At 52.5% G+C, this 24431-nt stretch carries 20 protein-coding genes; 12 read left to right on the forward strand and 8 right to left on the reverse strand.

Annotated features, from left to right (window positions below; genetic code table 11):
• Nucleotides 1-21 precede the first annotated feature (21 nt).
• Entirely contained in the window at nucleotides 22-1107 is a 1086-nt protein-coding gene (gene mnmH / locus BSPA111_RS11365) for a tRNA 2-selenouridine(34) synthase MnmH (protein ID WP_183271262.1), read from the forward strand.
• Between the two features lie 46 nt (nucleotides 1108-1153).
• Here mnmH and ybbP read toward each other — a convergent pair whose 3' ends face one another.
• Nucleotides 1154-3568: a putative ABC transporter permease subunit YbbP gene (ybbP, locus tag BSPA111_RS11370; RefSeq protein ID WP_183271263.1), complete on the reverse strand. Its 2415-nt coding sequence runs from the start codon at nucleotides 3566-3568 to the stop codon at nucleotides 1154-1156.
• Nucleotides 3565-4251, reverse strand: a complete 687-nt coding sequence (gene ybbA, locus BSPA111_RS11375) for a putative ABC transporter ATP-binding protein YbbA (protein WP_183271264.1) — start codon at nucleotides 4249-4251, stop codon at nucleotides 3565-3567. The genes ybbP and ybbA overlap by 4 nt, the downstream gene beginning before the upstream one ends.
• Here ybbA and tesA point away from each other — a divergent pair.
• The 5 genes from tesA to BSPA111_RS11400 all read left to right on the forward strand — a co-directional run bounded on the left by tesA (nucleotide 4219) and on the right by BSPA111_RS11400 (nucleotide 8008).
• Complete coding sequence (gene tesA, locus BSPA111_RS11380; RefSeq protein ID WP_183271265.1) at nucleotides 4219-4848, forward strand: multifunctional acyl-CoA thioesterase I/protease I/lysophospholipase L1; 630 nt, start codon at nucleotides 4219-4221, stop codon at nucleotides 4846-4848. The two genes, ybbA and tesA, sit on opposite strands and share 33 nt — an antisense overlap.
• Before the next feature lie 28 nt (nucleotides 4849-4876).
• Complete coding sequence (locus BSPA111_RS11385) at nucleotides 4877-5647, forward strand: SDR family oxidoreductase (protein WP_183271266.1); 771 nt, start codon at nucleotides 4877-4879, stop codon at nucleotides 5645-5647.
• Nucleotides 5648-5705: 58 nt separating this feature from the next.
• A complete protein-coding gene (locus tag BSPA111_RS11390) occupies nucleotides 5706-6560 on the forward strand; it encodes a co-chaperone YbbN (RefSeq protein WP_183271267.1) in 855 nt (284 codons plus the stop codon).
• Nucleotides 6561-6650: 90 nt separating this feature from the next.
• On the forward strand, nucleotides 6651-7565 hold the full coding sequence (locus BSPA111_RS11395) for an SPFH domain-containing protein (RefSeq protein WP_183271268.1): 915 nt from the start codon (nucleotides 6651-6653) through the stop codon (nucleotides 7563-7565).
• Nucleotides 7562-8008 (forward strand): NfeD family protein, encoded by a 447-nt coding sequence (locus BSPA111_RS11400; RefSeq protein ID WP_183271269.1) that lies wholly within the window; start codon nucleotides 7562-7564, stop codon nucleotides 8006-8008. Before BSPA111_RS11395 ends, BSPA111_RS11400 begins: the two co-directional genes overlap by 4 nt.
• An 84-nt stretch (nucleotides 8009-8092) precedes the next feature.
• Here BSPA111_RS11400 and cueR read toward each other — a convergent pair whose 3' ends face one another.
• Entirely contained in the window at nucleotides 8093-8494 is a 402-nt protein-coding gene (gene cueR / locus BSPA111_RS11405; protein WP_183271270.1) for a Cu(I)-responsive transcriptional regulator, read from the reverse strand.
• 234 nt (nucleotides 8495-8728) lie between these two features.
• On the opposite strand from cueR, the gene copA reads away from it, so the two are divergent.
• The 4 genes from copA to BSPA111_RS11425 all read left to right on the forward strand — a co-directional run bounded on the left by copA (nucleotide 8729) and on the right by BSPA111_RS11425 (nucleotide 13839).
• The gene (gene copA, locus BSPA111_RS11410; protein ID WP_183271447.1) at nucleotides 8729-11236 is read left to right on the forward strand and encodes a copper-exporting P-type ATPase CopA; all 2508 of its coding nucleotides are present in this window, start codon (nucleotides 8729-8731) and stop codon (nucleotides 11234-11236) included.
• Between the two features lie 89 nt (nucleotides 11237-11325).
• Nucleotides 11326-12120 (forward strand): TraB/GumN family protein, encoded by a 795-nt coding sequence (locus BSPA111_RS11415; RefSeq protein ID WP_183271271.1) that lies wholly within the window; start codon nucleotides 11326-11328, stop codon nucleotides 12118-12120.
• A gap of 250 nt (nucleotides 12121-12370) precedes the next feature.
• Nucleotides 12371-12850, forward strand: a complete 480-nt coding sequence (gene ybaK / locus BSPA111_RS11420) for a Cys-tRNA(Pro)/Cys-tRNA(Cys) deacylase YbaK (protein WP_183271272.1) — start codon at nucleotides 12371-12373, stop codon at nucleotides 12848-12850.
• A 101-nt stretch (nucleotides 12851-12951) separates the two neighbouring features.
• Complete coding sequence (locus BSPA111_RS11425) at nucleotides 12952-13839, forward strand: GyrI-like domain-containing protein (protein WP_183271273.1); 888 nt, start codon at nucleotides 12952-12954, stop codon at nucleotides 13837-13839.
• Between the two features lie 161 nt (nucleotides 13840-14000).
• Here the strand turns inward: BSPA111_RS11425 and ushA are convergent, their stop codons facing one another.
• On the reverse strand, nucleotides 14001-15653 hold the full coding sequence (ushA, locus tag BSPA111_RS11430; RefSeq protein ID WP_183271274.1) for a bifunctional UDP-sugar hydrolase/5'-nucleotidase UshA: 1653 nt from the start codon (nucleotides 15651-15653) through the stop codon (nucleotides 14001-14003).
• A gap of 189 nt (nucleotides 15654-15842) precedes the next feature.
• On the opposite strand from ushA, the gene BSPA111_RS11435 reads away from it, so the two are divergent.
• Both BSPA111_RS11435 and ybaL read left to right on the forward strand, forming a co-directional pair.
• The gene (locus BSPA111_RS11435; RefSeq protein ID WP_183271275.1) at nucleotides 15843-17051 is read left to right on the forward strand and encodes an MFS transporter; all 1209 of its coding nucleotides are present in this window, start codon (nucleotides 15843-15845) and stop codon (nucleotides 17049-17051) included.
• Nucleotides 17052-17265: 214 nt separating this feature from the next.
• Complete coding sequence (gene ybaL / locus BSPA111_RS11440) at nucleotides 17266-18942, forward strand: YbaL family putative K(+) efflux transporter (protein ID WP_183271276.1); 1677 nt, start codon at nucleotides 17266-17268, stop codon at nucleotides 18940-18942.
• 140 nt (nucleotides 18943-19082) lie between these two features.
• Here ybaL and BSPA111_RS11445 read toward each other — a convergent pair whose 3' ends face one another.
• From BSPA111_RS11445 to htpG, 4 genes are all read right to left on the reverse strand, one after another.
• The gene (locus BSPA111_RS11445) at nucleotides 19083-20387 is read right to left on the reverse strand and encodes an inosine/guanosine kinase (protein ID WP_183271277.1); all 1305 of its coding nucleotides are present in this window, start codon (nucleotides 20385-20387) and stop codon (nucleotides 19083-19085) included.
• A gap of 63 nt (nucleotides 20388-20450) precedes the next feature.
• A complete protein-coding gene (hemH, locus tag BSPA111_RS11450; protein WP_183271278.1) occupies nucleotides 20451-21413 on the reverse strand; it encodes a ferrochelatase in 963 nt (320 codons plus the stop codon).
• 191 nt (nucleotides 21414-21604) lie between these two features.
• Nucleotides 21605-22249, reverse strand: a complete 645-nt coding sequence (adk, locus tag BSPA111_RS11455; RefSeq protein ID WP_034458097.1) for an adenylate kinase — start codon at nucleotides 22247-22249, stop codon at nucleotides 21605-21607.
• Between the two features lie 277 nt (nucleotides 22250-22526).
• Nucleotides 22527-24401 (reverse strand): molecular chaperone HtpG, encoded by a 1875-nt coding sequence (gene htpG / locus BSPA111_RS11460; RefSeq protein WP_183271448.1) that lies wholly within the window; start codon nucleotides 24399-24401, stop codon nucleotides 22527-22529.
• Nucleotides 24402-24431 lie beyond the last annotated feature (30 nt).

Here is a 24431-nt window from a genome sequence, read left to right on the forward strand (position 1 = left end):
CACTCGTCTTAAGGTTTAGGTATGACCAACACCCAAAATTATGAACATCTGCTGCGCGCCGATATTCCGCTTATCGACGTGCGTGCGCCGGTTGAATTCACCCAGGGGGCCATGCCTGCCGCGCTGAATTTGCCGCTGATGTCAGATGATGAGCGAGCGCAAGTGGGTACGTGCTACAAACAGCGTGGGCAACAAGCAGCGATTGAGTTAGGTCACAGTCTGGTACAGGGTGAAATTCGTGAAGCCCGTTTGCAGAAGTGGCTCGAACTTTGTCGCCAGAATCCGCAGGGGTATCTGTGCTGTGCCAGAGGCGGCCTGCGCTCCCATCTGGTTCAGCAATGGCTGCGTGAAGCGGGTGTCGACTATCCGCTGGTCGAAGGCGGTTATAAGGCGCTGCGCCACTATGCGATGGATGTGATTGAGTCTCGCTCACGTTGGCCTATGGTGTTGGTCAGCGGTAATACAGGCGGCGGTAAAACGATTCTAATCCGTTCACTGCCGACAGGTATCGATCTTGAAGGGCTGGCTCATCATCGCGGTTCGTCATTTGGCCGCACCATTGTCGAACAACCCTCACAGACCAACTTTGAAAATAACCTGGCGGTGACGCTGCTTAAGAAAAGTGACGGCCCGCAAAGAAGGTGGGTTGTTGAAGATGAAGGCCGGATGATTGGTTCGCGCCATATCCCGGAATGCTTCAGGGAACAGATGTTACGCTCTCCAATTGTGGTGATTGATGAACCATTTGAGCAGCGTTTAGAGCGTTTAAAAACCGAATATTTCCAGCAAATGAGTGAAGCATTTTTGTCGGTACACGACGAAGATACCGCCTGGCAAAACTACGGCGAGTATCTGCATCATGGCTTGTTCGCCATTCGCCGCCGTCTTGGAATGGAGCGTTTTGCACAGTTCACCGCACGACTGGAAGACGCGCTGGTGCTGCAACGTAAAACGGGGTCTGTTGAAGGGCATCTTGCGTGGCTTTCGCCACTGCTCGAAGAGTATTACGACCCGATGTATCGCTATCAGCTCAGCAAAAAAGCGGACAACATTGTGTTTCGCGGCAACTATCAGCAGGTGGAAGCCTGGCTGCGTGACGCGACTTAATCAGTGGCTGGGCTGGCGTTTAACACAACGCCAGCCCATGTCGTTGTCAGCCAACAAACTGGCGGAATAGCGCTTTACCTTTCAACAGGCGCACACCTAACCAACCACCGCAGAGCGAAAGCAACACCGCGCCGCTCACAGGCAGAATAACCCACAGCCGCCAGTCAGGTTCCCACGGGAAATCAAACACCCGAGTTTGCAGCAGACCAAGCGCGGTTTCAGCCCCGATGGCAGCAACCAGCCCGGACACCATACCCAGCACCGCAAACTCGCACCACAATGTCGTGCGTAGCAGGCGTTTTCCGGCTCCGAGCGTGCGGTACACCACCAGCTCTTGATGGCGTTGACGCATGCCGACCTGAACCTGGGCCAGCAGCAGCAAGACACCACATGCCGTCACCAACACCACCATCACTTCCAGCGCTCGACTGACCTGCTCCAGCACCTGCCCGACCTGGCGCAGAATCGCGCCAATATCCAGCAAGCTGACCGTTGGGAATTCACGGTTAAGCTGCGTCAACATGCCGTTCTTCCCTTCCCAGCGGAAACTGGTTAACCAACTTTGTGGCTGGTTATCAAGCGCACCCGGCGGGAAGATAAAGTAGAAGTTAGGACGCAGGCTTTCCCAGTCGACTTTACGCAGGCTGGTGACTTTGGCGGAGAAATCCTGGGTATCGCCCATAAACGTGACGGTATCACCCAGTCCTATTTTCAGCCGTTTCGCGACACCTTCGTCCATCGACACTTCACCCGCTTTCGGCGGCCAGGAGCCCGCGAGTATTGGGTTATGCGCCGGCTTTTGGCTCTGCCACGTCAGATTCAGTTCTCGATTGAGCGCTTCATCCGGATTCCCTTCGGTCGATTTTCCGTTTATCGCCGTCATGCGCACGCGCACTATCGGGTAGAACGACTCCGGGATAATCTGGTGCTCAGCCAAAAATTCCTTCACCGGCTGAACTTGCTCAGTAGCAATGTTTAGCAGGAAATAGTTCGGGCTTTCTGGTGGTAATTGTTGCTGCCAGCGGTCGAGCAGATCGCCACGAAGCACCAACAATAAGGCCAATAGCATAAACGACAGCGAGAACGCCGCGAGCTGGCTTAACGTTGCCCACGGCTGGCGCAGCAGTCGGTTCACCGCCAGACGCAGCGCGAGGTTTTTCAGCGTCAGCTTTTTCAGCAGTTTCAACACGCCCCAGCCAACAATGCCACACAGCGCCGCCAGCACTACCGTTCCCGCCAGTACCGCCCACAGCAGTGTGCTTCCGCCCATCAGCAGGGCTAACAGCGCCACCACGACTAACGTAATAATCGGCAGATAGATTTTCAAAGGCCAGACATTTGCCACCGCGTCACGGCGTAAAACCCTTAGCGGTTGCGTTGCCAGTAACAGGCGATAAGGGCGCAAACCCACCAGCAATGAAATCACCACCATTGAGCCGACGGCCCACACCCACGGCCATAAGCTTGCAGGCGGAAGTGCCGCAGGTAAAACAGGCTTCAGCAGGCGCATTAACACCGCCTCAAACACCAATCCCGCTGCACCACCGGTTATCGCGGCGAGTGCCAGCACCATCAGCCATTGGCCGATAATCAATTTACGCAGTGCAGCACGCCCGGCCCCAAGGGTTTTCAGAATAGCCACTAAATCGTAACGGCTGCGGCAATAATGGTTCATCGCCACAGCAACGGCGGCGACAGCCAGCAGCAGCGTCAGAAGCGCAGACAGCAGCAAGAATTGTTGCGACCTTTCGAGGGATTTCCCGAGCGCGCCGTCATCTTGCTCCATGCCGTACCAACGTTGTTCAGGCTTCAGCTTCGGCAGCAGGTAGTTTTCAAACTTATCGAGCTGCTGCGCCGTACCGCCAAATTTGTAGCGCCAGGTGATGCGGCCGCCCGGTTGTATCGCTCCGGTTTTTTCCACATCAGCCAGGTTCATCATTAGTCGCGGTGCCATCTGGAACGGGTTAAAACCGGAATCGGGTTCCTGAATAACCTCTCCAGCAATACGCAACGTGGTGTCACCCACATCCAGCGAATCCCCGACATGGAGATTCAACAGGGCCATTAAACGCGGTGCCAGCAACACACTTCCCGGCTCTGGCTTCAAACCCGGCGGGTTGGTGTCGAGCTGGCCATACATCGGATAGATCTCATCTACCGCCTTTACCGACGCCAGTTGTGGCGTGTCTCCAGCAAACGTCATGGTGGCAAAGGTCAGTTGCTTACCAACTTTCAGCCCCTCTTTTTTTGCTTGATCCAGCCATTCTTGCGGCACTTCACGCGAGCTTCTCAATGCGCGGTCGCCCGCCATAAAATCGCGACTTTGCTGATTAAGCCCTTGTTCCATGCGATCGCTGATATTCCCCAGCGCCAGTACACACGCCACTGCCAGGCTTAACGCCAACCAGACAATCAGTAATGATGGCGAGCGCCATTCGCGCCAGAACCAGCGAGCAATCATGCTTCCTCCCACAATTTACCTTCACGCAGACGCAGGCGGCGGTCGCAGCGTGCAGCCAGTTGTTCATCATGGGTCACGAGGATCAGCGTGGTGGCGAAATCACGATTCAGAGAAAAGAGTAAATCCGCAATGCGGTCGCCGGTGTGGCGGTCGAGATTGCCGGTAGGCTCATCGGCAAATAGCACGCCAGGACGTCCATTAAACGCGCGAGCCAGCGCCACACGTTGTTGTTCGCCGCCCGAAAGTTGCGCCGGAAGATGATCCATACGTTTGCCAAGCCCGAGCTGCTCGAGCAAGGCTTTGGCCTGCGCACGGCTGGAGGCGTCGTTTTCACCGCGCAGTAGCGCCGGGAGTTCGACGTTTTCCAGCGCGTTGAGCGTCGGCACAAGCATGAATGACTGGAACACAAAACCGACGTTTTTCGCCCGTAGCGCCGCTCGCGCTTCTTCATCCATGGTGTGTAACGGCTGGCCGCAGAGGTGAACTTCCCCGTCGCTGCCATCATCCAACCCTGCGAGGATCGCCAGTAGTGTAGACTTCCCGGAACCTGACTCCCCGATTAACGCAATGGTCTGCGCCGGTTTGACAACCAGCTCAACTCCAGTAAGGATGGAGAGCTGATGTTCCCCCTGACCCACGGACTTACTAAGATGATGAACTTCAACAATGTTTTCCGCTGGCATGTGCCCTTCCTGTTTCTGGCTTTCTTGACCATTCGCGCCGCACATGCGGACACGTTGCTGATTTTGGGTGATAGCCTGAGTGCCGGGTATAGAATGTCTGCAACCGCGGCCTGGCCTGCGCTGCTGGATGCGAAATGGCACCAGCAAAATACCAAAGTTGTGAACGCCAGTATTAGTGGCGACACCGCACCGCAAGGGCTGGCGCGGCTACCAGCGCTACTGAAACAACATCAGCCTCGCTGGGTCTTAATTGAACTTGGTGGCAACGATGGACTGCGTGGTTTTCAGCCACAAGCCATCGAAAAAAGTCTGCGCCAGATAATCACCGATGTGAAAGCAGCAAAGGCACAACCTTTGCTGATGCAAATACGTCTGCCGGCAAACTACGGTCGTCGTTATAATGAGGCGTTTAGCGCTATTTATCCGCAACTTGCCAAAGAGTTTTCTATACCTCTACTGCCATTTTTTATGGAGGAGATCTATTTGAAACCGCAATGGATGCAGGATGACGGCATACATCCGAACAGTGATGCCCAACCGTTTATCGCCGACTGGATGTCCTCCCGTCTGGCACCTTTAGTAAAACACGACTCATGAACAATCGGAGCTTCGCGCGGGTAAAGTTATGCAAAAATCAGTTTTAATTACAGGTTGTTCCAGCGGTATTGGTCTTGCCTGCGCACAAGATTTAAAACAACAGGGTTACCGCGTTTTGGCCGCCTGCCGCAAGAACGAAGATGTTGAACGCATGAATCAGGCCGGATTTACCGGAGTATTGCTCGATCTCGACTCCCCTGAAAGCGTGCAAGCAGCGGCAGCAGAGGTTATCGAGCTTACGGGTAATCGCCTGTACGGGCTGTTTAATAATGGCGGATATGGTGTTTATGGGCCGCTACAAACGCTTACGCGCGAACAGCTTGAGCAGCAATTTTCGACCAATTTATTTGGCACCCATCAACTGACGATGCTGCTGCTTCCGGCGATGCTCCCGCATCGTGAAGGGCGAATTGTGATGACCAGTTCAGTCATGGGACTGGTTTCCACGCCGGGTCGTGGAGCCTATGCTGCCAGCAAATATGCGCTGGAAGCCTGGTCTGATGCGCTACGCATGGAACTGCATCACAGCGGTATTAAAGTCAGTTTGATTGAGCCCGGCCCCATTCGTACGCAGTTTTCGCAAAACGTAAACCAGACGCAAGCCGACCATCCGGTAGAAAATCCGGGGATCGCCGCACGCTTTACGCTTGGCCCGGAAGCAGTGGTGGTAAAAGTGCGCCATGCTTTTGAGAGCCCGAATCCAAAATTACGCTATCCGGTCACGTTAGTTGCCCATGCTTTAACATGGTTGCGTCGTCTGTTACCGGGTCGCATGTTAGATAAAATTTTACGTGGTTAGTTGAAGCACCCGCCGCCAACCCCCATGTAAAAAACAAATCTTGAAAAGAGAGTGACTCATGTCTGCACAGTACAATATCGATATCACCGAAGCGAACCTGCACCAGACGCTAGAACAATCCGTTACTACGCCGGTGCTGTTTTACTTCTGGTCGGCGCGCAGCCAGCATTGCGAACAACTCACGCCAGTTTTGGACAAACTTGCCGCACAGTATCAGGGGCAGTTTCTGCTTGCCAAAGTGGACTGCGATGCCGAGCAAATGGTCGCATCACAGTTTGGTTTGCGCAGCATTCCTACCGTGTACTTGTTCCAGAATGGCCAACCAGTAGACGGTTTCCAGGGGCCGCAACCAGAAGAAGCGATTCGCGCCCTGCTGGAAAAAGTGCTACCGCGTGAAGAAGAGTTGAAAGCGCAAGAAGCCATGCTACTGATGCAAGAAGGCAAACACGCTGAAGCGTTGCCGTTGCTCAAAGATGCGTGGCAATTGTCTAACCAAAACAGCGAAATTGGCCTGATGCTGGCGGAAGTGCAAATCGCACTGACGCGTTGCGAAGACGCTGAAGCGGTGCTTAAAACCATTCCGTTACAGGACCAGGATAGCCGTTATCAAGGGCTGGTCGCGCAGATTGAGCTGCTAAAGCAAGCGGCTGATACCCCCGAGATCCAATTGCTGCAACAACAGGTTGAGCAAGATCCTGAAAATGCACTGTTAGCCAGCCAACTGGCGCTGCAATTGCATCAGGTCGGGCGCAATGAAGAAGCGCTGGAATTGCTGTATACCCATCTGAAAAAAGATCTCGGTGCAGCAGACGGGCAAGTGCGCAAAATGATGATGGAAATCCTTGCCGCCCTCGGAACAGGTGACGCACTGGCATCTAAATATCGCCGCCAAATTTATTCGTTGCTCTATTAATTCAAAAAGCTTATTCAGGACAAGGAAGTCGCAGAAAATTTCAGCGTTAAGCGTTAGACTTACATCAAAATAACAATGGAGGTTTTTTTGATGTTAATCGTCATTCCTGTACTGATCTTCGTCGCGCTGATTATCGTCGGCGCCGGGGTAAAAATCGTGCCGCAAGGCTACCAATGGACAGTGGAGCGCTTCGGTCGTTACACCAACACTCTGATGCCAGGCTTAAGCCTTGTGGTGCCGTTCATGGACCGCATTGGCCGCAAAATCAATATGATGGAGCAAGTGCTGGACATCCCTTCCCAGGAAGTCATCTCTAAAGATAACGCCAACGTCGCCATCGATGCCGTGTGCTTTATTCAGGTTGTTGACGCGCCGCGTGCGGCCTATGAAGTCAGTAATCTTGAACTCGCCATCATTAACCTCACCATGACCAACATTCGTACGGTGCTGGGTTCTATGGAGCTTGATGAAATGCTATCGCAGCGTGACAACATCAATACGCGCCTGCTGCATATCGTGGATGAAGCGACAAATCCATGGGGTATCAAAATCACCCGTATCGAGATCCGTGATGTGCGCCCACCGGCTGAACTGATTGACGCGATGAATGCTCAGATGAAAGCCGAGCGTACTAAACGTGCATATATTCTGGAAGCCGAAGGGATCCGCCAGGCTGAAATTGTTAAAGCCGAAGGGGATAAGCAGTCGAAAATCCTGAAAGCGGAAGGTGAACGCCAGTCTGCCTTCCTGCAAGCGGAAGCTCGTGAACGTAGTGCTGAAGCGGAAGCTCGTGCGACGCAAATGGTGTCCGAAGCTATCGCCAAAGGGGATATTCAGGCGATTAACTACTTCGTTGCCCAGAAATACACCGACGCGTTGCAGCACATTGGCTCATCCAATAACAGCAAAGTGGTGTTAATGCCGCTGGATGCCACCAGCCTGATGGGGTCGATTGCCGGTATTAGCGAACTTATCGCGCAAAGCGGTAACGAGCGTAAAAAATGATAACCCTGCTGTTTGCTCACGCACATATCTTCTGGCTGACGCTGGGTGGCCTGCTTCTGGCCGCTGAAATGCTCGGCGCCAGCGGTTATCTGCTGTGGAGCGGCGTTGCAGCAGTGCTGACCGGTTTGCTGGTATGGGTTGTGCCACTGGGTTGGGAATGGCAAGGCGTTTGCTTTTCCATTCTCACGCTGGTTGCTGCTTTTTTGTGGTGGCGCTGGCTGTCAACACGTAAGCAGCAAGAGCCGGGTGAAGTGCTCAATCAGCGCGGTCATCAACTCATTGGCAGGCACTTGCGTCTGGAGACGACCCTGGTGAATGGCCGAGGCCATGTGCGCGTAGCCGATAGTTCATGGCCGGTGATGGCTGAGAGCGATTTAGCCGCAGGCACTGAAGTCGTGGTGGTGGCTGTTGAAGGCATCACGTTGAAAATACAGGCCGTTTAGCGCGTGTATTGTAGAATGTCGCCACGCTAATCCGACTGACGAAAAACCATTGCAGGGTGGATTAGCGAGCGACATTCACCGCCATTATTGGCGGTGGCAACATCCCGCAAGATTATCGATGATGGGGCAATTAGCGCTGTCATCACCTGGGCATGATTCCGCAAGCGCGAGCAATTGCTGACGCATCGCCTGCAATTCACTGATGTGTTTCTCAATATCCGCGACTTTCTGCAAAGTGCGCGCTTTTACATCCGCACTGTGGCGCGCCGGATCATTGAACAAGTTAACCAGTTCCCCGCACTCTTCAAGATTAAACCCGACCTGGCGCGCCTGGCGCAGTAATGTCAGCTCATCAAGATGCTTTTGCGTGTAAGTCCGATAGCCGTTTTCGCCACGGTTCGGCACGGTCACTAACCCCTTCTCTTCATAAAAACGAATCGCTTTGCTGGTTAAACCGGTCTTTTTGGCAACATCGCTAATATTCACTTTCCCCCCTTGACCTTCCCCTGACTGGAAGGTTTAAGCTTTATAGTAAGTCATGAAAAAAACTTCGACGAGTAAAATTCAATAATCCAATTATATACCCGAGGGATTTCGGATTGCAGGAAGGCGGCAAGCGAGCGAAGCCCGATGAGCTGACTAAAGTCAGTGATTCGGGTGAGTGAACGTAGCCAACGCATCTGCAATTTGTAAGACAATGGGGATACAAGGAGTCTGATGATGTCTCATATAATCGATCTCAACCTTGATGGCCTGACTTGTGGTCATTGCGTTAAACGCGTTAAGGAAAGCCTGGAACAGCGGCCTGACGTTGAACAAGCCGAGGTGACGCAAACTCACGCCAGCGTAACGGGCACTGCTTCCCTTGACGAATTAATCAATACCGTGAAACAAGCCGGATACGACGCGACGGAGGCTCGCCACCCAAAGGCTGATCCGCTGGCAGAGTCATCAATCCCGTCGGAAGCACTGACAGCGGCATCCAACTCGCTTCCGACAGCCACCAAAGATGACGACGATAGCCAACAGTTGTTGATCAACGGGATGAGCTGCGCCAGTTGCGTGACCCGGGTACAGAGTGCGTTACAAAACGTCCCCGGTGTCAGCATGGCGCGGGTAAACCTTGCCGAGCGCAGCGCCCTGATTATGGGCTCTGCCTCCGCCGAATCATTAGTTAAAGCCGTTGAAAGCGTAGGTTACGGCGCTGAAGCCATTGAAGATGATGCGAAACGCCGTGAACGTCAGCAAGAAACCGCCAATGCTGCCGTTAAACGTTTCCGCTGGCAGGCAATTCTGGCGCTGGCCGTCGGTATTCCCGTGATGGTGTGGGGAATGTTCGGTGACAATATGATGGTTACCGATGACAACCGTTCGTTGTGGCTGGCTATCGGCATTGTCACGCTAGGCGTCATGGTGTTTGCCGGTGGGCATTTCTATCGCAGTGCCTGGCGAAGCTTGCTCAACAAAACCGCCACCATGGATACGCTGGTCGCGTTGGGTACCGGTGCCGCATGGATCTACTCCATTACCGTCAACATTTGGCCGCAGCACTTCCCGATGGAAGCACGCCATCTTTATTACGAAGCCAGTGCGATGATTATCGGTCTGATTAACCTCGGACATATGCTGGAGCAACGCGCCCGCCAACGTTCTTCGAAAGCGCTGGAACGCCTGCTGGATTTAACGCCGCCTACCGCACGAGTGGTCACTGCGGAAGGTGAGAAAAGTGTCCCTCTGGCTGAAGTGACCGCAGGGATGGTACTGCGGTTGACGACCGGTGACCGCGTGCCGGTCGATGGTGAAATCACCCAAGGCGAAGCCTGGTTTGACGAAGCGATGCTGACCGGCGAGCCAGTGCCGCAACAAAAATCAACTGATGAGCCGATTCACGCAGGAACCGTGGTGCAAGACGGTAGCGTGCTGTTCCGCGCTACCGCAACAGGTAGCCACACCACGCTTTCACGTATTATCCGTATGGTGCGCCAGGCGCAGAGCAGTAAGCCGGAAATCGGCCAGCTTGCCGATAAAATCTCGGCGGTATTTGTTCCAGTCGTCGTGCTCATTGCGTTGTTTAGCGCCGCAATCTGGTACTTCTTCGGCCCGGCTCCGCAAATCGTTTATACGTTGGTCATTGCGACTACCGTGCTGATTATTGCCTGCCCTTGTGCGCTGGGCCTGGCAACGCCGATGTCGATTATTTCTGGCGTGGGTCGTGCCGCTGAGTTTGGTGTTTTAGTCCGCGACGCCGACGCGCTGCAACGTGCCAGTACACTCGATACTATCGTCTTTGATAAAACCGGGACGCTAACCGAGGGCAAACCGCAAGTGGTCGCGGTCATAACTGACAACAACTGGTCTGAAGCTGATACGTTGAGGCTGGCGGGCGCACTGGAACAAGGCTCAAGCCACCCACTGGCACGCGCGATTCTTGATAAAACAGACGGTGTAGAACTGCCACAAGTGAATGCCTTCCGCACCTTGCGTGGGCTGGGTGTCAGCGGTGAAACCGAAGGGCATCAGTTGTTACTCGGCAACAAAGCGCTGATGGATGAGCAAAATGTGGATACCGCCCAGATGGCGGCAGAAATTGAAGCTCAGGCCAGTCGTGGCGCAACACCGGTTCTGCTAGCGGTAGATGGCAAACTGGTCGCATTATTTGCCATCCGCGATCCCCTGCGCGCTGACAGCGTTAGCGCGTTGCAACGCTTGCACCGTAACGGCTATCGTCTGGTGATGTTGACCGGGGATAACCCAACAACAGCTAACGCGATTGCCAAAGAAGCCGGTATTGACGAAGTGATTGCAGGTGTTCTGCCGGACGGCAAAGCGGATGCGATTAAAAAGCTGCAACAACAAGGTCGACAAGTCGCGATGGTCGGCGATGGTATCAACGATGCGCCAGCTTTAGCGCAGGCTGAAGTAGGGATTGCGATGGGCGGTGGGAGTGATGTTGCTATCGAAACCGCCGCCATTACCTTAATGCGCCACAGTCTGGTTGGGGTTGCTGACGCGCTGGCGATATCCAAAGCAACGCTCCGCAATATGAAGCAGAACCTGTTAGGGGCGTTTGTCTATAACACCCTGGGGATCCCAATTGCCGCCGGGATCTTGTATCCATTGACCGGCACGTTACTCAACCCGGTGGTTGCCGGAGCAGCAATGGCGCTGTCATCCATTACCGTGGTGAGCAACGCCAACCGTTTGTTGCGCTTTAAACCGAAAGACTAACCTGGCTTCCCCACTCCACCTGGAGTGGGGAAATTTGCGCCCAACGCATTGCAGCGGTAGCATGACTTTTTAGCCAGGAAATCAGCTATATGGGTCTGTTGCAAAGAATTAGCACGCTTTTCTCACGCTTCACTGCCGCGACTTATCCCTGGCCCGCGCTTGATATCACACTTCCAGGTAACCGCTCGCTGCACCTACTCGGCAGTATTCACATGGGCACATGCGACATGGCGCCGCTGTCCGAGAAGTTGATTAACAAACTCAGGGATGCCGACGCGCTGATTGTTGAGGCTGATATTACTGAGAGCGATTCCCCCTTCCCCGATATTCCCGATGACCTGCCGCTAGAGCAGCGCCTGTCTGCCGAAAACTGGGCACAGGTGATGTCGCTAATCGAGGAGTTGGGCATCCCGTTGAGCCAAATTGATAACCAACCGGCCTGGCAAATAGCCCTGGTACTGCAAGCTCACCAGGCGCAGCGCCTCGGTTTGCGTGCCAATTACGGGATTGATTTTCAGTTACTGGAAGCGGCAAAAGCGATGGCGGTTCCCGTTATTGAGCTGGAAGGTGCGCAGCATCAAATTGATATCCTCACCCGTTTGCCCGATGGCGGTATGCCGCTGTTAACCGACACGCTAACGCACTGGCACACGAATGCTCGCCTGCTGCAAATGATGATCAGTTGGTGGCTGGAAGCACCGCCACAGCGTGGGAATGTGCAATTGCCGAACACGTTTGGCGACGAACTCTACGATGTACTGATGCATCAGCGTAATCTTGCGTGGCAGCATTTCCTGCAGCAATTGCCCGCCGGGCGCTATGTCGTTGCCGTTGGCGCATTGCATTTGTATGGAAAGGGAAATTTACCCGAGCTATTGAAGTGAGACCCGCAATAATACGAATGGCAGGACGGTGGCGAGAGATAAAAAAACGGCCAATATCGCTATTGGCCCGTCAAAGAGGAATTTGTATATTATTGTTGTTCTTCTAACCAATTTAATGGCCAGAAATGGAATTGTCGCTCAATGTGACGATTTACGCTATCACTATTAAGTCTCAATATAATTTTTATAAAACATATCACGTTGTTTACTAGATCGTGCGCTTTTAAGACAAAGCCACCAGGAAGGTTATATGACACCAGCAGTAAAACTTCTCGAAAAAAACCGCATTTCATTTCAATTACATGCTTACGACCACGATCCCAATGAGACAAATTTTGGTGACGAAGTCGTCCGAAAGCTGGGTTTGAATTCGGAGCAAGTCTACAAAACGTTACTGGTCTCCATCAACGGTGATATGAAGCAACTTGCAGTAGCCGTTACGCCTGTTTCCGGACAGTTGGATTTAAAGAAAGTGGCTAAAGCACTGGGTGCCAAGAAAGTCGATATGGCCGATCCGATGGTGGCACAGCGCATCACCGGTTATCTGGTTGGCGGCATTAGTCCTCTGGGGCAAAAGAAACGCCTGCCGACAGTCATCGACGCTCCCGCGCAGAATTTTCCTTCTATCTATGTTTCAGGAGGCAAGCGCGGGCTGGATATTGAACTGGCCGCCGCTGATCTCGCAAAACTGCTGAATGCGACCTTTGCAGAGATTGCCCGCCGCGATTGACGCACTAACCAGGTAATCCTCCCATACCCTAAATAAAGAGCAATATCAGTCAGGACTGCGCCATCAGTCACTGGCACAGTAAACGCCTTGAGGGAGGAATAATGAATAGCGAAAGACATCAGCTTTATGCCCGGCGTTTTGAGCAAGTTTTTGCCTATATCGAACAGCATCTGGACAGCGCGCTAACCGTCGAGCAACTCAGCGAAGTCGCCTGTTTTTCGCGTTTTCACTTTCATCGGCAATTCAGCCAATTTTGTGGAATCAGCATTAGCCGTTACATCACGCTAATGCGGTTAAAAAGGGCCTCTTTCCGGCTGGTAAACGACCCACAGGAAAGAGTCATTAACATTGCCCTTGATGCCGGATTTGAAAATCCTGAATCATTTTCCCGAGCCTTCAAAAATACCTTCGGCCTGACGCCCAGCGAGTTTCGCAAAGCTCCTGTCTGGGTTGACTGGCATGTACATTTTCAATTTCCCGGAAGGGAAAATCAGCAGAGGCTTGAAAATATGGATGTGAAAATTATTACCGTCGAACCGATGAAGGTGGCAGTGCTGGAACATCTTGGTGACCCGATGCGGGTCAATAATACGGTTGCGACGTTTATTGAGTGGCGTAAAGCTTCAGGGCTTTCAGACTACATTACGCATGGGACTTATGGTGTGCCGTACAGCGACCCGGCGACAACTCCGGGTGAAGAGTTTCGTTTCGATGTTTGCGGGGAGTTAAGCAAAGAAGCCAACGGCATGGTTCCAGAAAATCCGCAGGGTGTTATCTGTAAAACCTTGCCCGGTGGCCGTTGTGCAGTGGTTCGGCATGTCGGTGCCTACGAGCGCATCAGTGATAGCGTTTACTATCTTTACCGTCAGTGGTTGCCGCAAAGCGGTGAGGAGTTACGCGATTTCCCGGTCTATTTCCGCTACCTGGAACTGGATCAAAATCACCCGGAACATGCGCAGCAAACGGATATTTTGTTGCCGTTGAAATAGCCCTCACCCCAGCCCTCTCCCCCAGGAGAGGGAGAAAAACAGGCCAGTGAGAGCACCGGTCAGTCCCCTCTCCTTTTGGGAGAGGGAGAAAACCAGGCCAGCGAGAACACCGGTCAGTTCCCTCTCCCTTTGGGAGAGGGTTAGGGTGAGGGGAAATGCTCTTACTGCCAGCTCACTTCCCCCTTCGGCTCGTAAGCATTCACATCAAGCGGAGAATTTTGCTCAATGTACTGTTTCAGCACTTCCGCATCCACAAAACCGGTATTCACGTAGCCCGGTTTTTTGTCGATTTCTGGATATCCATCGCCACCGGAAGCGTTAAAGTTCAATGTCGCCATACGGTAAGTTTTTGCGGGATCTACTGGCTCACCTTTGATTTTCAAATCTTGCAGACCTGCGGCTGTTGCCACAAAGCTGACATTTGAGAACTGCGGATACGCGCCAGAGTCAGGTTTCTTCTGCGCAACCGCGCTCAGATACTCGACCACATCTTTGCCCGTCATATCGATATACGTGACGGTATTCCCAAATGGCTGCACTTTCAGCACGTCTTTATAAGTGATGTCTCCGGCTTCAATAGAATCACGGATACCGCCACCGCTCATGACGGCAAAGTCTGCACTGGTGCGCGCCATTTGTGCCGCAAGCAACAGGTGCGCAAGGTTAGTTTGCACAAAACGTACTTTACTGCGATCGCCTTCCATGTGGCTGTTAACACTGCCAACTTTAACATTCAGCTGTGCCTGACCTTTATTCTGGAATGGCGTCAGCAGTGAGAGCATCTGCTGGTTTTCAGGGATCTGCGGCGTGTAGAGTACGCGCTCACTTTCACCGTTATCGTAGGTTATCTTTTTCTTCAGGTTGATTGGGATAAGCTGGTAATGCACCAGTTTCATTTCGCCATTACGGAACTCAAAATCAGCACGGCCAACGTATTTGCCCCATTCGTGAGCCTGAACAATCCAGATCCCGTTTTGCTGATCCGGTGCACAAGGTGTGCCGGGTACGTAATCAACCTGTTTTTTATTCTCGGCAGCCATACAAACTGGGTTTTGCGAGTGTCCACCCACAATCATCGTCAGCGCGCCAGCCGGTAAACTACGAGCCATTTCCACATCGCCTGGCGCGTTAGAACCATGTTGACCGTTATCGTAGTGGCCCATATGCGTTGCCGCGATCAAGACGTCTGGTTTTTCAGTCGATTGCAGTTCCTGAATCACCAGTTTCGCTTCATCCGCCGGTTTACGGAATTCGATGTCGACGAAGTTTTCCGGATTGCCAATTTTCGCCGTGTCGTCCGTGGTTAAACCGATAACCGCGATTTTAATACCCTGTGGCTTGAAGATAGCCCACGGTTTAAACAGGCGCTCGCCGGTACTTTTCTGGTAAATGTTGGCCGACAGCAGCGGGAATTTGGCCCATTTTTCTTGCTGGCGTAAAACAGAGAGCGGGTTGTCAAATTCATGGTTGCCGATAGCCATCGCATCGTAGCCAATCAGGTTCATGCCACGGAAATCAGGTTCCGCATCCTGCAAGTCGGATTCAGGAACACCAGTGTTGATATCACCGCCAGACAGGAGCAGTACGCTGCCTCCCTGCTCTGCCACCTCTTTACGAATGCTATCGACCAGAGTTTTTTGCGCAGCCAGCCCGTATTCCGCGTGTTCGTTACGCCAAAAATGACCATGGTGATCGTTGGTGTGCAGAATGGTGATGTTATAGGTTTTATCTTTTTCCCACGCCAGTGCAGACGCGCTGGTTAGGCTAACTGCCATCAGCAATGCTGTGGCCACCCCTTTCACTACGAACTTCATCGCAAATCTCCATATTCAATAAATACTTCCGCACCAATAGCAGACAGCTACTAGCATAGACAAATAACTTTTCACGATTGTGACTTTCTTCGGAACTTTTCAGAAGGTATGTTAGCAGGGTAACGATATTCTACGGTTCCTCCCGTGAGCCGTTCTAAAATATAATAATCAAATCTATTACAGGTACTTATGGCAATCTCGGAACAAACTCTCGCGGCGACGGAGCCTAAAAAGGCGCGCACTGCGTTCGGAATTCTTGGAGCAATCAGCCTTTCGCATTTGCTCAACGATATGATTCAGTCGCTCATTCTGGCGCTTTATCCGCTTTTACAAAGCGAGTTCTCGCTGAGTTTTGTCCAGATCGGGATGATAACGCTGACCTTCCAGGTCACATCATCACTGCTTCAGCCGGTAGTAGGATACTACACCGACAAATACCCGATGCCATGGTCATTGCCGATTGGTATGTGCTTCACACTTTGCGGCTTAGTGATTCTGGCTTTGGCCGGTAGTTTCCCGATGGTGCTACTGGCGGCAGCGCTCGTGGGCACAGGTTCTTCGGTATTCCACCCGGAATCGTCCAGGGTGGCGCGTATGGCATCCGGTGGTCGTCATGGCCTTGCGCAGTCGCTGTTCCAGGTTGGCGGCAATTTTGGTAGCTCACTCGGCCCGTTGCTGGCTGCGCTGATCATTGCCCCATACGGTAAAGGTAACGTCGGCTGGTTTGTGTTGGCTGCCCTGTTGGCGATTATTGTATTGCTGCAGATTAGCCGCTGGTATGCCGCGCAACATCGCATGGCTAAAGGTAAAACAGCCGCGCCGGTGGTTAACCCGCTGCCGCGCAAAAAAGTGATTCAGGCGGTGACCGTTTTGCTGGTGCTGATTTTCTCCAAGTATTTTTATATGGCGAGTATCAGCAGCTATTACACCTTCTACCTGATGCACAAATTCGGTTTGTCGGTGCAGAACGCCCAGTTCCACCTGTTTGCCTTCTTGTTTGCGGTGGCAGCAGGTACGGTGATTGGTGGACCGGTCGGCGACAAGATTGGCCGTAAATATGTTATCTGGGGTTCAATCCTCGGCGTCGCGCCATTCACCCTTTTCCTGCCGTATGTTTCGCTGTACTGGACGGGGATCCTGACGGTTATTATCGGTTTTATCCTCGCCTCGGCATTTTCAGCAATTCTGGTTTATGCGCAAGAGTTGATGCCAGGACGCATCGGTATGGTTTCCGGGCTGTTCTTCGGTTTTGCCTTTGGTATGGGCGGTTTGGGGGCTGCGGTACTCGGCCTGGTAGCCGACCATACAAGTATCGAGTTAGTCTATAAAATATGTGCTTTCCTGCCACTTCTTGGGATACTGACCATATTCCTGCCTGACAATCGACATAAGTCATAGTTATAAGGGCCAGAGAGACGCTCTGGCCCATCACTCCCGCCACATATCTCCAGACCTTTCTTAAATTAAGCGTATAAAACTCCCATCAGACGCTGCTTTTTGTCTAAATGCGCCTTATATCCAATATTCGCTGATTTTACATCTACATCGATGGAAAAATTGTCATAAACTAAAAGTAGCTTTTTGGATTTGAACACTTACGCAAGGAGACGGAATGCACCACGCCACCCCGCTTATCACCACCATTGTCGGAGGCCTCGTACTGGCCTTTTTACTCGGTATGCTTGCTAACAAACTGCGCATATCACCGTTGGTGGGCTATTTGTTAGCTGGGGTATTAGCTGGCCCTTTTACGCCAGGTTTTGTCGCGGATACGAAGCTTGCTCCTGAACTTGCTGAGTTGGGTGTGATCCTGCTGATGTTTGGCGTCGGTCTGCATTTCTCCTTAAAGGATTTGATGGCGGTAAAGGCCATCGCCATCCCAGGAGCTATCGCCCAGATTGGTGTGGCGACGCTACTGGGAATGGCGCTTTCATCGCTGATGGGCTGGTCGCTGATGACCGGTATCGTGTTCGGCCTGTGTCTTTCTACCGCCAGTACCGTCGTGTTACTGCGTGCGCTTGAAGAGCGGCAATTAATTGACAGCCAGCGCGGGCAAATCGCGATTGGCTGGTTGATTGTTGAAGATCTGGTGATGGTATTAACGCTGGTTCTGTTGCCTGCTGTTGCGGGGATGATGGAAAAAGGCGACGTCGGTTTTGCGACTCTGGCGCTGGACATGGGGCTGACCATCGGCAAAGTAGTGGCATTTATCGCGATTATGCTGATTGTAGGCCGCCGGCTGGTCCCCTGGATCCTGGCGCGGAGCGCGGCTACCGGTTCACGCGAGCTGTTTACGCTGGCCGTTCTCGCCCTGGCGCTTGGCATCGCCTTTGGCGCGGTCGAGTTGTTTGATGTGTCATTTGCGTTGGGTGCGTTCTTCGCCGGGATGGTGCTCAATGAGTCTGAACTCAGCCATCGTGCCGCCCATGACACACTGCCGCTACGCGACGCTTTCGCAGTGCTGTTTTTTGTCTCAGTCGGTATGTTGTTCGACCCGATGATCCTGATTCAGGAACCACTCGCGGTAGTCGGTACCGTCGCTATCATCATCTTTGGCAAATCTGTGGCCGCCTTCTTCCTGGTGCGCCTGTTCGGCCATTCACAACGTACCGCATTAACCATCGCCACAAGCCTCGCGCAAATTGGTGAGTTCGCGTTCATCCTTGCGGGTCTGGGCATGGCGCTCAATCTGTTACCGCAGACCGGGCAAAATTTGGTGCTGGCCGGTGCGATTTTGTCGATTATGCTCAATCCCATTTTGTTTGCGGTACTTGAGCGTTATCTCGCAAAAACCGAAACCCTGGAAGAGCAAACCCTGGAAGAGGCCATCGAGGACGAGAAGCAGATCCCGGTGGATATTTGCAATCACGCGCTGCTGGTGGGCTTTGGCCGCGTAGGGAGTTTGCTGGGTGAAAAGTTAATGGCTCAGGGTATTCCGTTAGTGGTGATTGAAACCTCCCGTAGCCGGGTTGATGAATTGCGCGAGCGTGGGATCCGAGCTGTACTCGGAAATGCAGCCAATGAAGAGATCATGAATCTCGCCCATCTTGATTGTGCACGTTGGTTGTTATTGACGATTCCGAACGGTTACGAGGCCGGTGAGATTGTCGCGACAGCGCGCGCGAAATATCCGGACATCGAGATCATTGCCCGCGCCCATTATGACGATGAGGTGGATTACATCACCGAGCGTGGTGCGAATCAGGTGGTGATGGGCGAGCGTGAGATCGCCAATACGATGATGGGGATGTTGGATAAGCCGGTGGTTCAGGAAACGGTGACGGGTTAAGTTTTCGCCCTCATCCCGACCTTCTCCCCCAGGGAGAAGGGGAAAAACGGGTTATCCTCTCTCTTGCGGGAGAAGGGGAAAACCGGACTATCCCCTCTCCTGTGGGAGAGGGTTAGGGTGAGGGCAAAAAAACGTGGTGATTAACGCTCCCAGTAAGACTCTTCGAGACTATCTTCGCGCTCTGGCAACCCCCGCGTCAGACGCGGAGAATGCTGGTTCAATACCTGATAACTCACACGGTTCGCATATTTGCACACCTGCGCCAAAGACGAATAAGTCAGCCAGGTGAACTGATGTTTGCTGGAATTTGGCACGTTAGAGCGGTGATAATTATTCGCCGTAATATCATGCAGTAATGCCGCCAGCGCGCCATCACCCGCGCCATTGGTATTCATAATTTTCTCAGGCCCACCCATATAAGGTGCGATATGAGAGAAAATACGCATCGGGTTCTGGCAATCTTTATGGCGCATGGCACGGCTAAATTCGTACTGGTTAAATTCAGCGATTGCTCCTGGCAACAGCGGATGTTGTGTGGTGCGTTTAGCTGACTCTTCAGTAAAGGCCGCCATGTACAGCCCGACCGGACCCGCGGTACACAATACTAAATCGACCCAATCCAGCGCTTTATCGGCCGCCAGCAGCGGATCATTTTCACCTGTCAGCGCCAGCCCTTCTTCTTCGTTCATCGCCAGAATCGAGACATGCTCTTTCAGGAATGCCTGCCACCATTCTGGGTTTTCGGCAATAACGTATTTGGTGCCCAGCGTCAGCACCACCGGTACGTTGTACTTTTTCGCGTAAGCGATGGCCTGCATAGTCGCTTCCGGCATGGGCTCGCCGTCTTTGCAACGCACCAAATATGAAGTCAAAACCAGCGCAGACGCACCGGCAATGACCTCTTCAGGAATGCTATCGGCGCGTAGCTGGTTCATATGACCCGGGCTAATGGCAAAGGTACGTTCACCCTGCTCGCCGATCAGCGTAAAGCAGCGGCCAATCGCACCATCCACACCTTGTAGGTAGTTGAGGTCAGTACGGCTGGAGGTATTGCACAGGTAGCGGTAGGCATAGCTACCGATTTCGATATTGCTGCACATTACGCCCAGCAGAACAGAGCGGTCATCGGCCAGAACCGAATAGTTGTGCATCGTATTACCAATGGTGCCGCCGGCAAATTGGTGAGTAATCAGATCTTTTTGCACCAGCTCCTGATATAGCGCTTCGGCCACATCATCTTCAATCACCAGTGAATGGCCGAAACTCAAACCGTATCGATGTACAAACTCGTCATCCACTTTGGCTTCGATATCCACCAGCGTTTGATCGATCCCGACGACCCAGGAAGTGCCAGTTTCATTTTCAGGCTGAGCCTGTTGCAGTAAAGGATCGCGCGCGCTCACCGGGAAGTAGTGTTTGGATTTTCGTTTGCCGGGAAATTTCATGATGTTGTTCGGAAGTAGCTAATCAGGCCGGAAATGGTAGCACATTAACGGCCAAAAGCGGGATCAGCGATATTTTTCTACAAGACTCATCATCATTGCGATGTGCGCCGGGTCATCATTGAGGGCAGGAATATATTCATACTTGGTGCCACCCGCCTCGAGGAACACTTCACGGTTTTGCACCGCCATCTCTTCGAGAGTTTCGAGGCAATCGGCGGAGAAACCAGGACACATGACCTGAATGTGTTTCACCCCTTTTTCAGCCAACATTTTCAGCGTTTCGTCTGTATACGGCATCAGCCACGGCTCGCGGCCAAAACGCGACTGATAGGTCATCATCACTTTTTCTGGTGGCAGTTCGAGGGCGGAAAGCAACTCGCGCGTGGTGTCGCGGCAACGCTGCGGGTAATCATCGCCTTCGTTGGCATAGCGTTGCGGAATTCCGTGGTAGGAAAGCAGCAAAACATCCGGCTCACCATGCTGGGCGAAAGAGTGTTTGACCGAAGCCACCAGCGCATTGATGTAGGAGGTGTTATCGGCGTAGTCACGAATCAGGGAAATCGACGGCAGCGAACGGTAGTTGGAAAAAATGCGTCCTAATTCATCCCAGACTGCGGCGACAGTCGAGCAAGAGAATTGTGGATACAGCGGCAGCACGACGATGTGATCAACGTTGTGAGACAAAAGTTCGTCCACTGCACTTTTCAATGACGGTGAGCCATAGCTCATGCCAAGCGCGACTGGGGTACCCGGCATTTGCGCTGCAAGAGCGACTTGCTGACGTCGGCTATAAACAAGCAGCGGCGAGCCTTCGTCCATCCAGACGGACTGATACAGCTTTGCAACCCGTGAGGAGCGCAGCGGTAAAATCACGCCTCGCAGCAGTGGCCACCACAGCAGACGCGGGGTATCAACGACGCGTTTGTCGCTAAGAAACTGGCGCAAGTAGCGTTTTACCGCCGCCGGAGTAGGAGCATCAGGTGTGCCAAGGTTTGCCAGTAAAATACCCACTTTTTCCTGATTCATTTCCACTCCTTATCAACAAATTGCTGATAATTGTAACGTAAAAGTGGCACAGGAGAACCGATTACAGTGAAAGGGTAAAAAATGGATAAAAAAATACCAGGAACAAGTCCTGGTATTTTTATCGACCCAAAAGGTTTCGAGGTGCAGGAAGGCAGCTCACACACCTGCAACTTGAAAGATAACGGGTAAGGTTAGCCGAGGATTTTAGCCAACTCTGCGCTAACTTCGGTCACTTTACGGGTGCCGTCGATTTTTACGTATTTGGTGTTACCCGCTTCCGCTTCTTTGCTGTAGTAAGAGATCAGCGGAGCTGTCATCTGATGATATTCCACCAGGCGCTTACGCACGGTTTCTTCCTGATCGTCTTTACGGGTGGTCAGCTCTTCGCCGGTTGCATCGTCTTTGCCTTCCACTTTTGGTGGATTGAAGGTGACGTGATAAACGCGGCCAGATGGCGCATGTACGCGACGACCGACGATACGCTCAACAATCAGTTCGTCTGGTACTGCAAATTCCAGAACGACGTCCACGTTGATGCCCGCTTCTTTCATCGCATCAGCCTGTGGAATGGTACGAGGGAAACCATCAAGCAGGAAACCGTTGCGGCAATCTTCCTGGGTAATACGCTCTTTCACCAGCGCGATAACCAGTTCATCTGTAACCAGTTTCCCGGCGTCCATGATGTCTTTTGCTTGTTTACCCAGCTCTGAGCCAGATTTTACTGCGGCACGCAGCATGTCACCGGTGGAGATTTGCGGAATGCCATATTTCTCCATGATGAACTGAGCCTGAGTTCCTTTACCTGCGCCCGGAGCGCCAAGCAGAATAATACGCATTGCGTAATTCCCCATTCGTTTGGATTTTTGTGTATTTAGATTTGAGGCGATGACCTTACCATTAAAGGCGTATTCACCTCAAGAATGGCAGGTATTTCAGGTGGTGTTAGTTGATTTGAAATGCCCTCACCCCGGCCCTCTCCCCCAGGAGAGGGAGAAAACTCGATCCATTTCCCACAGGAGAAGGGGAACTACTCGATCTATTTCCCACAAGAGAGGGGAAATACTCGATCCAGTCCCCTCTCCCTGAGGGAGAGGGTTAGGGTGAGGGAAAAACTTAGGAAGCCAGCAACTGATTCATACGGCGAATGAATTGGTTTGGATCTTCCAGGGTGCCACGTTCAGCTAACAGCGCCTGGTCGAGCAGTAATTCGACCCATTCGCCAAACTGCGCTTCATCCTGTGTATCTGCAACACGTTTCACCAGACCGTGATCCGGGTTCAGCTCGAAGATGTACTTCACTTCTGGCACTTCCTGGCCCGCAGCGGCAAACAATTTCGCCATTTGCGTGCTCATGTCGTTGCTGTCAGTGGTCACGATAGCAGGCGTGTCGGTCAAACGGTGCGTCAGGCGCACTTCTTTAACACGCTCGCCCAGCAGCGTTTTCACGCGGTCAACAAATGGCTCAAGCGCTTTTTCAGCTTCTTTCGCTTCTGGCGTCTCTTCGTCAGCCAATTTTTCCAGCGTCTCATCAGTCTTACTGACTGACTGGAATGCTTTGCCATCGAACTCAGTCAGATAGCTCATCATCCACTCATCGATGCGGTCAGAAAGCAGCAGAACTTCGATGCCTTTCTTACGCAGCAACTCCAGGTGCGGGCTGCTCTTCGCGGCCGCATAGCTGTCAGCGGTGATGTAGTAAATCTTCTCCTGGCCTTCTTTCATGCGTGAGACGTACTCTTCCAGCGACACAGTTTGTGCAGCGGAATCGGTATGCGTCGTCGCAAAGCGCAGCAGTTTAGCGATAGTTTCCTGGTTCGCATTATCTTCAGCAGGGCCTTCTTTGAGCACCAGGCCAAAGTTTTTCCAGAAGGTTTGGTATTTTTCGCTGTCGTCTTTCGCCAGTTTTTCCAGCATCTGCAATACGCGTTTGGTCAGCGCACTACGCAGGTTCTGAGTCACACGGCTGTCTTGCAGAATTTCACGCGACACGTTCAGCGGCAGGTCATTGGAATCTATCAGGCCGCGAACAAAACGCAGGTAGTTCGGCATGAACTGTTCTGCGTCGTCCATGATGAACACGCGCTGCACGTACAGTTTCAGGCCGTGTTTATGATCGCGATTCCACATATCCCACGGCGCCTGGGACGGGATGTACAGCAAGCTGGTGTACTCTTGTTTCCCTTCCACGCGGTTGTGGCTATAGGTCAGCGGGTCGGTGAAGTCATGAGCGACATGCTTGTAGAACTCGTTGTACTCTTCGTCTTTAATTTCAGACTTGCTACGGGTCCACAGCGCCTGAGCTTTGTTGATTTTTTCCCAGCCGAGGATAGTTTCGCCATCTTTCTCTTCACGAGTTTCAATCTCAACCGGCAGAGCAATGTGATCGGAGTATTTACCGATGATAGAGCGCACACGCCAGTCATCTAAGAACTCGTCTTCACCTTCGCGCAGGTGCAAGGTAATTTCAGTCCCGCGATCAGCTTTGGTGATATCCGCAACGGTATATTCACCCGCACCTTCAGATTCCCAGAACACGGCTTGATCCGCAGGAACTCCAGCCGCACGAGTACGCACGGTCACTTTGTCCGCCACGATAAATGCAGAGTAGAAGCCCACACCAAACTGGCCGATAAGCTGGCTGTCTTTCGCCTGGTCAGAACCCATGGATTCGAGGAAGGCTTTGGTGCCAGATTTTGCAATGGTCCCGAGGTGATCAATCGCTTCGTCGCGCGTCATACCGATGCCGTTATCAGCAATCGTCAGAGTGCGTTTTTCTTTATCAAATGAGACACGCACACGCAGCTCACCGTCACCCTCGTAAAGATCGGACTGGGACAGCGCGCGGAAGCGCAATTTGTCTGCCGCATCGGAGGCGTTGGAGATCAGCTCACGCAGGAAAATTTCTTTATTTGAGTAGAGGGAGTGGATCATCAGGTGCAGAAGTTGTTTCACTTCAGACTGGAAGCCACGTGTCTCTTGTCCTTTCATGGTCATTGATACCTCAACAAAATCAAAATA

The sequence above is a fragment of the Buttiauxella sp. A111 genome (assembly GCF_014189855.1).
In the GTDB taxonomy this organism is placed as follows: Bacteria; Pseudomonadota; Gammaproteobacteria; order Enterobacterales; family Enterobacteriaceae; genus Buttiauxella; species Buttiauxella selenatireducens.